General features: G+C 73.1%; 7 protein-coding genes and 1 pseudogene. 5 read left to right on the forward strand and 3 right to left on the reverse strand.

Annotation, left to right across the window (positions count from 1 at the left end):
* On the reverse strand, nt 1–2590 hold a 2590-nt coding region (locus DKT69_RS29480), incomplete at its 3' end, for a sensor histidine kinase (RefSeq protein ID WP_109804731.1).
* Nucleotides 2591–3036: 446 nt separating this feature from the next.
* Between DKT69_RS29480 and DKT69_RS29485 the strand changes: the two genes are divergently transcribed.
* On the forward strand, nt 3037–4218 hold the full coding sequence (locus DKT69_RS29485) for an ABC transporter substrate-binding protein (RefSeq protein ID WP_109804732.1): 1182 nt from the start codon (nt 3037–3039) through the stop codon (nt 4216–4218).
* Nucleotides 4219–4308: 90 nt separating this feature from the next.
* On the opposite strand, the gene DKT69_RS29490 is transcribed toward DKT69_RS29485, so the two are convergent.
* Nucleotides 4309–5148 carry an ABC transporter permease gene (locus DKT69_RS29490; RefSeq protein ID WP_375373557.1) on the reverse strand — a complete coding sequence of 280 codons (840 nt, stop codon included), beginning with the start codon at nt 5146–5148 and terminating at the stop codon, nt 4309–4311.
* Between the two features lie 111 nt (nt 5149–5259).
* On the reverse strand, nt 5260–6291 hold the full coding sequence (locus DKT69_RS29495; protein WP_109804734.1) for an ABC transporter substrate-binding protein: 1032 nt from the start codon (nt 6289–6291) through the stop codon (nt 5260–5262).
* Between the two features lie 286 nt (nt 6292–6577).
* Here DKT69_RS29495 and DKT69_RS29500 point away from each other — a divergent pair, with 286 nt between their 5' ends.
* The 4 genes and pseudogenes from DKT69_RS29500 to DKT69_RS29515 all read left to right on the forward strand — a co-directional run.
* Nucleotides 6578–7417: an ABC transporter ATP-binding protein gene (locus DKT69_RS29500; RefSeq protein WP_236648429.1), complete on the forward strand. Its 840-nt coding sequence runs from the start codon at nt 6578–6580 to the stop codon at nt 7415–7417.
* 2 nt (nt 7418–7419) lie between these two features.
* On the forward strand, nt 7420–8370 hold the full coding sequence (locus tag DKT69_RS29505; RefSeq protein ID WP_109804736.1) for an LLM class F420-dependent oxidoreductase: 951 nt from the start codon (nt 7420–7422) through the stop codon (nt 8368–8370).
* Nucleotides 8367–8675, forward strand: a complete 309-nt coding sequence (locus DKT69_RS29510) for a cupin domain-containing protein (protein WP_109804735.1) — start codon at nt 8367–8369, stop codon at nt 8673–8675. Before DKT69_RS29505 ends, DKT69_RS29510 begins: the two co-directional genes overlap by 4 nt.
* Nucleotides 8676–8750: 75 nt before the next feature.
* A pseudogene (locus tag DKT69_RS29515) lies at nt 8751–9904 on the forward strand (hypothetical protein); the annotation flags it as partial.

The following is a 9904-nucleotide window of genomic DNA, read 5'->3' on the forward strand; positions in this document are numbered from 1 at the left end:
CGGTACGCCCGACGCCGACCCGTTGGCCGGCGTCACCGTGGGAGCGGAACCAGACCGCCTCCATCTCCCGGAAGATCGGCGCCTCGCCCGGCTGTTCCCGCCGGGCGGCCACCGGGACGGCCGGCGCGGGCGGCGCCTCCGGAGCCGCCGCGACCGGCGGGGTCACCGGGGCTCGGCCGGCCGTGGCGCGGCCGCCCAGTCCGGCGGTCGGACCGTCCGGCAGCCCCGTGGCGCCCGCGCCGGCGGTCTCCCCGCCCGGGGTCCGCTTCGGCAGCGGTTTGCGGGTGGGGTGGGCGCCGGTGGAGGTACCCACCGACAGGCCGCCGCTGGAGACGGGTGCCGGCGGCGGAGGCGCGGCCGGCGTGGTGGCCGGCATGGTGGGCAGGCTCGGCAGCGCGCCGGTGGAGCCCCTCACCTGCACCGCGGGGCCGGTGTCCGGCCCCTGCCAGCGGGCCGGCGCGGGCGCCGGGGTACGCCACTGGTCGGTCAGGGTGGCCGCGGCGGTACGCCCGACGCCGGCCAACGGGTCGGCGTGACCGACCGGGGCCGGCGGCGTCTGCTCGACGGCCAGCGGCTGGCGGGGCCGGGTCAGCGGCGCCGGGTCGTGGCCCCGGCTGGCCGGCAGCACCACCGTGGAGTTCGGCAGGGTCACCTGGGCGACCGTCCCGCCCTCCACGTTCCGCCGCAGCTCGACGCGGATGCCGTAGCGGGAGGCGAGCCGGCTCACCACGGCGAGGCCCATCAGGCGGAACGCGGCCACGTCCACGGTCGGCGGGGCGGCCAGTCGCCGGTTCAGCGAGTCGAGCTGCTCGTCGCTGAGGCCCAGACCCCGGTCCTCCACCTGGATCAGCACGTAGTCCCGGATCCGCCGGCCGTCGGCCACCACCGTGGTGTTCGGCGGAGAGAACCGGGTGGCGTTGTCGAGCAGCTCGGCGACCAGCCGGACCACGTCGTTGACCGCGTGCGCGGCGACCGAGACGTCCGTGTCGACCGTGCCGAACTCGATCCGGTTGTAGAGCTCCACCTCGGACTGGGCGGCCCGCAGCACGTCCACCAGGAGCGCGTCGTCGCGGCGCGGCACGGCCGAGTCGGCCCCGGCCAGCACCAGCAGGTTCTCGTCGTTGCGGCGCATCCGGGTGGCGAGGTGGTCGAGCTCGAAGAGCTGAGCGAGGCGCTTCGGGTCCTCCTCGCTGCGCTCGATCGCGTCCAGCTCGCCGATCATGCGGTCGACCAGCGTCTGACTGCGCCGGGCCAGGTTGAGGAACATCGCCGACACGCTGGTCCGCAGCGCGGCCTGCTCGGCCGCGACCCGGACGGCCTCCCGGTGCACCACGTTGAAGGCCACCGCTACCTGGCCGACCTCGTCGCGGTTGCTGAGCTTGATCGGGTCCCGGACCTGCTGGACGATCTCCTCCACGCCGCCGTCGCCGATGGTGCCGATGTTCTGCAGGCGGCTGACCGCCTCCGGCAGGTCGTGGTTGGCCACCGCCAGGGCGCCCTCCCGCAGCCGACGCAGCGAGTGGTTGAGCGAGCGGGCGAGGACCACGGCGAGCGTCACCGCGATGAGCAGGGTGAGCAGCACGAGCGCCGTCTCGACGACGGCCTGCCGGATCACCTCCGTACGCGCGGCGTCGGCGTCGGCGAAGAGCTGGTCCTGGAGCTGGATCTCGGCCCACCGCATCAGGTCGTCGACCGCGCCGATGGCGGCGGAGGCGTCGTCCCGGGTGACCAGCGGGCGCTGCCCGACCGACCGGGACAGGTCGGCCGCGACCCCGTCGGAGAGCTGCACCGCGTCGCCGGAGACGGTGCTGTCGACCAGGGCCCGCTGCGCCGGCTCGGCGGCCCGCGAGAAGGAGAGCAGCGCCTCCTGCTGGCTGGTCAGGGTCGCCACGAAGGAGGAGAACTGCTCCTCGTCGAGTCGCCCGGAGGCCAGCGCGGTGAAGGCCACCGCCTGCTCCTCGGCGACCGCGGCCTTGGCGTGGGCGAACGCCGCCACCGCCCGGCGGGCGTCGGCCAGGCTCTCCCCGCCGGGCTGCTGGGCGAGCGTGTCGCCGTACGAGACGAGGTCGGTGAGGATGATGCCGTAGCGCAGGCTCGCCTCGGCCACCGGCATCTGCTGCCGGTCCAGCACCTCCTGCCGGGTGCCGTTCAGCGTCGCCAGGTGGTCGTCGATGACCTTCAGCCGGTTCCGGACGGAGGCGGGCAGCCCGTCGAGCCGGCCCCGCTCGTCCCGGTACGCCGTGATCCGCTCGTCGGTGCTGCGGACCCGCAGGTTGTAGTCGTCCGGCTTCTGGTCGGGCGCGGCCAGGTAGACGGCTGCGGCCATCCGCTCCTTGTGCAGGTCCTGGCTGAGCGCCGAGATGTCGATCGAGAGCGAGGTGAGGGAGCGGATCCGGGTGGCGTCGTAGGCGCCCTCGCCGACCGCGACGAGTCGGATGGTTGCCAGGGCGATGACGGCGGCGACCGGGACGACCAGGATGAGGGCGAGCTTGGAACGGATCCGCGCGTCCCGCAGCCGGGGCAGCCGCCGTCGCCGGTTCCGCGGGTCGGCACCGGGGCTCGCGGGCAGGGTCGTAGGTCCGGTGCTCACGACATCGCCTCCGTCGTTTCTCCCACGCCTGACCCGCCGACCCGTGCCTGGTGCAGCGGCCAGCGCCACGCGCGGCACGGCCGCGATTTCATCAGAGAAGATCCTGTTTGGGAAGCCGCAGTGAGGTAGGAATCGGTCGGCGGGCCCTCAAGCCGGTCTCCGGTCAACTATTACCTTCTTTTCCCCAGCCCCCTGAACAGGGCATGTACATCCAGAGTGGTCGGTCGACGCTGCAAAGTGAGCGACGGTAAACATTCGATGTCCCCACCATGTGGGATGAGCGTCCCGAAACAGCTCCCCGCCTTCCGCGCTTGACCACAGGGCCCGGCGTTGGCAAGGTTTTGCAGGCTTCGCGCACACCGTACGGCAGACCAATCCCGTTCTCCACTGAGGACGGACAAGCGGCGGTGATCGGGCAGCGCCCGCGCCGCACCTGGAGGACTGAGTTGAGCCCCATCCGCTCCGCGAGCATCGCGGCGCTCGCATCGGCCGTGCTGGCCACCACGCTCACCGGCTGCCAGTTCGGCGAGGAGCAGCAGGACACCAACCCGATCGTGATCGCCGCCGACCTCGAACTCTCCGGCGCCTCGGCACCGGTCGGCAAGGTGTACCAGCGGGCGCTGGAACTGAAGGTCGAGCAGTTGAACTCCTCCGGCGCGCTGGGCGCCCGGAAGATCGAGCTCAAGGTGAAGGACAACCGCTCGGACGCCGCCGAATCCTTGCGCAACATCAACGATTTCAGCAACGACTCCGACGTCACCGCCATCATCATGGGCGGCTGCAACGAATGCGCGGTCGGCGCCGTCCGCACCATCGACGAGAAGCGCATTCCGACGATCGCGCTCGCCGCCTCCGCCGCCGTCACCGAGCCGGTCGCCCAGCGCCGGTACGTCTTCAAACTGGCCCCCAACGCGGCCGACAGCGCCGGCGCGCTCACCACCGAACTCACCCGCCGCAACATCCGCAGGGTGGCCGTGCTGCACACCGCCGACGACTACGGGCGGGAGGGGCTGGCCGCGCTGCGCGGCGAGTTCACCAAGGCCGGCATCCGGCTGCTGGGCGCCGAGACCGTACGGACCACCGACACCGACGTCACCACCCAAGTCTCGGCCCTGGTGGAGCGGAAGCCCCAGGCGCTGGTCGTCTGGACGCCGCCGGAGCAGGCGTCGCTCACGGCCGCCAGCGCCCGGCAGGCCAGGTTCGCCGGATCGCTGTTCTTCGACGCGTCGGCCGCGGGCGACCTCTTCCTCGGCGGCTCGGCACGGACCACCGAGCGGGCGACCCTGATCTTCACCCAGACCATGGTGATCGACGACGTCATCGCCACCACCCCGGCCAAGGCGGCCCGCCGCCAGTGGTTCCAGGACTACACCGCCCGCTTCGGCGGGTACCACGGCTTCTCGTCGTTCGCCGCGGACGCGGTCCAGCTCGTCGCGGACGCCGAGCTGCGCGCCGGTGGGGAGCCCGGCCGGGTGAACCGGGCCGCCCTGCGCGACGTGCTGGAGACGTCGCAGCTGGATGGCCTCTCCGGCCCGATCCGGATGACCCCGGACAACCACTCCGGCCTGATGCCCCAGGCCCTCACGACCCTGGTCGCCCGGGGCGGCCGCTGGCGGCTCGCGGGATAGTCGCCCTGGTGGGTGTGGCCCCACCGCAACCGGCTCCGGGCGGTCATGGGGTGGGGGGGGTGATCTTTAGCGTCTCCGGTCGAGGTGGGGTCAGCGGGATGAGGTGGTGGCGCGGACCCAGGGGAGGGCGAGGCGCTCCACCAGGCTGAGGGCGGAGTAGAGCAGGATGCTCATCAGCGCGATCAGCACGATCGCCGCCCAGGCCGTCGCGCTGTCCCCGATCCCGTTGTACTGGAGGATCTGGTAGCCCAGCCCCGGCTTGTCCGAGTAGAACTCCCCGATCACCGCGCCGATCGCGGCGAGCGGCATCGCCACTTTCAGCCCGACGAACATCTGCGGCAGGGCGGCCGGGAAGCGCACCTTGCGGAACGACTGCCACCAGGAGGCGTTCAGCGAGCGGGCCAGGTCGGCCAGGTCGGCCGGGGTGGTGGTCAGCCCGGTCGCGGTGGAGAGCACGATCGGGAAGAAGCAGAGCAGGAACACCATGGTCAGGATGGGTTTCTGGCCCCAGCCCACCGAGACCACCAGGAGCGGGCCGAGCGCGATCTTCGGCACCGCGTTGATCGCCACCAGCAGCGGCGCGAACATCCGCTCGACCCGGCGGGAGGCGGCCAGCGCCATGCCGATCAGCACGCCGGCCACCGAGGAGAGCAGGAAGCCGAGAAGGGTCATCGCGGTGGTGATGCCCAGCGCCGGCAGCAGCACGTCGCTCGTCCCGGTCAGCGCGCTCCACACCACCTGCGGCGGCGGTAGGGACGCCGGATGAACCAGGTGCAGACCCGACGTCACCGTCCACCAGACGGTCACCGCGATCAGCAGCCCGAGCGCCGGCAGCCCCACCGCCGCCGGGCGTACGCCGGTCCGGCGCGGCCCGGCCGGCTCGATCGCCGGCTGGTCCGGCGCCGCCGCGCCGACCCTGGTCCCGGTCAACTCCGTCAACGTGTCCTCCTCTGCTGGACCGGCCCGACGACCGGCACGCGAAGGGGGTGCGCCCCCACCGGAACCCCGGCGGGCCGCACCCCCGATGTCCGGGTCGACCGGTCAGGCCTTCGGCGCGAGGTTGAAGTCGATGATCTGGTCGGGGGTCAGGTTCTGCTTGAGCGCGCCCGCGCCCTGCAGCAGCGCGATGCTCTTGGCGACCCGGCCGCTGTCCAGGGTGCCCAGCGCGGTGCCGGAGTTGCTGGACCGGACGTACGCGGCCATCAACTGCAGCTCGGCGGCGGCCGCGGCCGGGTTGGTGGCGGCCACGTTCTTCTTCAGGATGTCCGCCGCCTCCTGCGGGTTGGCCAGGGCGTACTCCAGGCCCTTGAGCAGCGCCGCGGTGAAGCGCTTGACCATCTCCGGCTTCTCCTTGGCGATCTTCGCGGAGGTGATCAGCGCGTTGCCGTAGAGGTCCTGCATGACGTTGCTGTACGGCAGCACGACCGGCTTCTTCTTCGTCACCGCCTCGACGGTGGGCTGACCGACGACGAACTGGCCGATGCCGTCGACCGAGCCGGAGGCCAGGGTGCCCATCAACGTCTGCGCCTCGCCGTTGACCCAGGTCACCTTGGCGGCGTCGATGCCGGCCAGCCGGGCGTACGTCGGGAAGAGGTTGCGCACGACGGAGCCGGGGGTGTCGGCGAGCTTCTTGCCCTCCAGGTCCTTCGGGGTGGCGATGCCCTTGCCCTCGACCGAGACAATGGCCGCCATGGTGCGCTGCTGGATCGCCGCCACCGCGACGAAGTCCTTGGCCTGGCCGTTGCCGAGCTGGAGCAGACCACCGGTGAGGTCGATCGGGCCGAAGTCGGCCTGACCGCCGACCACGGTCTGGATGACCGCACCGGTGCCCTGACCGGGCTTGATCTCCACGTCGAAGCCGGCGTCGGAGAAGAAGCCCTTCTCCTTCGCCACCCAGGCATAGGAGTCCCGACCGAAGTTGCCGAACGAAGTGAGGTACGTCACTTTCTCCAGCGTGCCGGTGCCGGCGCTCTTGGCGTCGTCGGACTTGTCCGAGCCGCTGCTGCAGCCGGAGACCAGGGCGAGGGCGGTGGCCAGCGCGGCCGCGGCGACCGTACGGGTCAGCCTTCTCATCAGTGCACCATGTCCTTTCCGACCAGGTCATCTTCGCCCGGACGGGTCGTGGGTCCGACGGTGCCGGCAGGAGGGGGCAGCCGACGGGACCGTCGTGAGGGGACTGTTCGCGGGCACAGCGTACGAGAAGGCCAGCATCGGCAGGCCGGGCGTATCGGTTGCGGAACGGAAACGAAGTTGCGTGATGGAAACTGCCAGCCATCCACCCTGGACGGTGCTACAGGGACCGCCGCCGGTTACCCTTTGCCGGGCTCGTGATCGTCGAGCGGGAGGGAGCCGGCGGAGGATGATCAAACTGTCCGCGGTGTCCCGCACCTTCGACGGCCGCGCGGGGCGGGTCGAGGCGCTGCGCGGCATCGACCTCGACGTCGCGGAGGGCGAGTTCGTCGCCGTCCTCGGCCGCTCCGGCTGCGGCAAGTCCACCCTGCTCCGCATGATCGCCGGGTTGCTGCCGGTCAGCGAGGGCGGGATCACGGTGGCCGGCACGCCGATCACCAAGCCCCGCCGCGACATCGCCATGCTGTTCCAGCGGCCCGCCCTGCTGCCCTGGCGCTCGGTGCTGGACAACGTCCTGCTCCCGGTCGAGATCTTCGGCTGGAGCCGGGCGAAGCACCGCGAGCGGGCCCGGGAACTGCTGGACCTGGCCGGCCTCGGCGGCTTCGAGAAGCGCCTGCCGCACGAACTCTCCGGCGGCATGCAGCAGCGGGTCTCCCTGTGCCGGTCGCTGATCGGCGAGCCGCGGGTGATGCTGATGGACGAGCCCTTCTCGGCGCTCGACGCGCTCACCCGGGAGGAGCTCTCCGGCGAACTCCAGCGGGTGCACATGGAGACGAAGGCGACCATCGTCTTCGTCACCCACTCGATCGACGAGGCGGTGCTGCTCGCCGACCGGGTCGTCGTGCTCAGCCCCCGCCCCGGCCGGATCCGGAAGATCCTCGACGTGGACATCCCCCGACCCCGCACCCTCGGCCGCAACGCCCACCTGGCCGAGGTGTCCCGGGTCAGCGCCGACCTGCACGAGCTGTTGATGGAACGGGACGCCCCCGGCGCGCCGGCGCAGGCCGAGGACGCGGCGGCGGCCGACCCGGTGGAGACGCCGGCGGGCTCCGGCACGGGAGGGCGGTGACCATGCGCGTCTCGGTCTTCACCGAACCGCACCGCGGGGCCAGCTACGACGACCAGCTCCGGTTCGCCCGGCTGGTCGAGGCCGCCGGATTCGAGGGCTTCCTCCGCGCCGACCACTACCAGTCCATGGGCGACGACCCCGGGCTGCCCGGTCCCACGGACGCCTGGCTCACCCTGGCCGGGCTGGCCCGGGAGACCTCCCGGATCCGGCTGGGGACGCTGGTCAGCTCCGCCACCTTCCGGCTCCCCGGGCCCCTCGCGGTGATGGTGGCCCAGGTCGACCAGATGAGCGGCGGCCGGGTCGAGCTGGGCATCGGCGCCGGCTGGTACGAGCGGGAACACCTCTCGTACGGCATCCCCTTCCCCGGGGTGGCGGAGCGGTTCGACCGGCTGGCCGAGCAGCTCGAGATCATCACCGGGCTGTGGGCCACCCCGTCCGGCGAGACGTACCGCTTCACCGGCGACCACTACCGGCTCGTGGACGCGCCCGCGCTGCCCAAGCCGGTGCAGCGGCCCGGCCCGCCCGTGATCGTCGGCGGCCGCGGCCCCAAGCGCACCCCCGAGCTGGCCGCCCGGTACGCCGACGAGTTCAACATGCCGTTCAAGAGCGTCGCCGAGACGGCCGCCGCGTACGAGCGGGTGACCGAGGCGTGCCAGCGCACCGGCCGTACGGAGTCCGGGCGGGCGCCGCTGGTGCTCTCCGCCGGGATCGTGGTGGCGATCGGCCGGACCGACGCGGAGGCGCAGCGGCGGGCCGCGCCGCTGCACGTCAAGAGCGCCCTGCCGCCGGAGGACCCGGTGGTCGGCTCACCGGCGCAGCTGGTCGACCGGCTCGGCGAGTTCGCCACGATCGGCGCCACCCGGGTCCACCTGCGGCTGATCGACTTCGCCGACCTCGACCACCTGGAGCTCATCGCCGCCGAGGTGCTCCCCCAGCTGGACGGAACCCGATGACCGAACTGTCCCAGGACGTCGAACTCGGCCCGGTGGGCCAGGAGATCGTCTACGAGAACGACCGCGTGCGGGTCTGGCACATCCGGCTGGAGCCGGGCGAGCGGCAGCCGCTGCACCGGCACGACCACCCGTACCTGGTGGTGGCGATCCAGGGCGCGAAGAACGTGGTGCAGACCGTCGACGGCACCCGGATCGACGCCGACGAACCGACCGGCGGGGTGGTCTACCGCGACCCGGGCGCCGTGCACATGCTGACCAATGTCGGGGACACGACCTATCTGGCCCGTCTGGTCGAGCTGAAGTAGCCACACCGGCGGCGCGCGCCGCGCCGCGCTGCGTCAAGGTGGCGATCGGGCGCACCGGGCCGTAACGTGCCCGACATGGCCTTTCGGACGTGGGGCAGGCTGCTGCTCACGGCGCTCGGGGTGAGCGTGCTGGCCGGGGCCGGCCAGCTCGGCATCGCGTACGGGTTCGGCGTCGTGCGCCTCAACGGCGCGTTCACCGACGGCTCGGTCAACCGGTGGCCGGCCCAGCTCGTCTGGGTGGCCTGGTTCGCGGCGGTCGCCGCGGTGGCCGGCGCCGTCCTCACCGAACGTTTCGCCCGCCGGGACGGGCTCCCGGGCGGCACCACCGAACAACTGGCGGTCGCCGGGGCCGCCGCGCTGGGCGCGATCGTCGTCGCGCCGCTGTGCATGCAGCCCGCGCGCGCGGCCGAACTGGGCGGCACGGTCGACCCGGTCTGGGCGGTCGGCATCTGCGCCATCCTCGGCGCGGTGGTCGGCGCCGGGGCGGCGCTCGCCGTACTGCTGAACTCGCCGCTCGGCTGGAACATCGCGCTGACGGGCGGGGTGATCTGGCTGCTCGCGCTGCTCTCGGCGGCGCCGGCGCTGGCCGCGGCCGGGCCGCTGCCCACCGTACGCCTCGGGGTCCTGGAACCGTCGTGGTTGGACGCGGCGACGGCCCAACGCCTGGCCATGCTGATCCTGCCCACGGTGGCCCTGCTCGCGGGCGCGGCGGTCGGCGCGCTGGCCCGCCTGCGCGGCCACCTGCCGCTGGTCGGCGGCGCCGCGGGCGCGGCCGGCCCGGTCCTGGTGGCGTTCGCCTACCTGACCGCCGGCCCGGGTGTCGCGGCCGACCGGTACCAGCTCGCGCCCTACTACGGGGCGCTCATCGCGGTCGCCGCCGGCGCGCTCGGCTCGACGGCCACCACCGTGCTGCGTCGGCCGGCGGACACGCCGGCGACCGACGCCATCGAGCCGACCGACATCCTCCAGCCCCTCCCGACCGGGCCCGCTCCCGCTGGTTCCCCGGCGGACCGGGCGGCGGACGGTCCGGCCACGACCGACCCGAGCCCCGGCGGAGCACCGCCCGCGGCCCTGGCCGGCAGCACCGCCGACCTGGGCCTCCATTCGGCCGCCCGGGAGACCCACCCGACCGGTGCCGGCCGACCCACTCCCGCACACTGGGACTGGCCGGTGGCGGCGACCGGCACCCCGACGCCGGCACCGGCCGGCCTCGCCCGGCCGTCCACTCG

This window comes from Micromonospora sicca, assembly GCF_003172935.1.
Lineage (GTDB): Bacteria > Actinomycetota > Actinomycetes > Mycobacteriales > Micromonosporaceae > Micromonospora > Micromonospora sicca.

Coding starts and splice junctions, on each gene's coding strand:
- DKT69_RS29495 (WP_109804734.1), bottom strand. CDS start 6,291: ATGAGAAGGCTGACCCGTACGGTCGCCGCGGCCGCGCTGGCCACCGCC.
- DKT69_RS29500 (WP_236648429.1), top strand. CDS start 6,578: ATGATCAAACTGTCCGCGGTGTCCCGCACCTTCGACGGCCGCGCGGGG.
- DKT69_RS29505 (WP_109804736.1), top strand. CDS start 7,420: ATGCGCGTCTCGGTCTTCACCGAACCGCACCGCGGGGCCAGCTACGAC.
- DKT69_RS29510 (WP_109804735.1), top strand. CDS start 8,367: ATGACCGAACTGTCCCAGGACGTCGAACTCGGCCCGGTGGGCCAGGAG.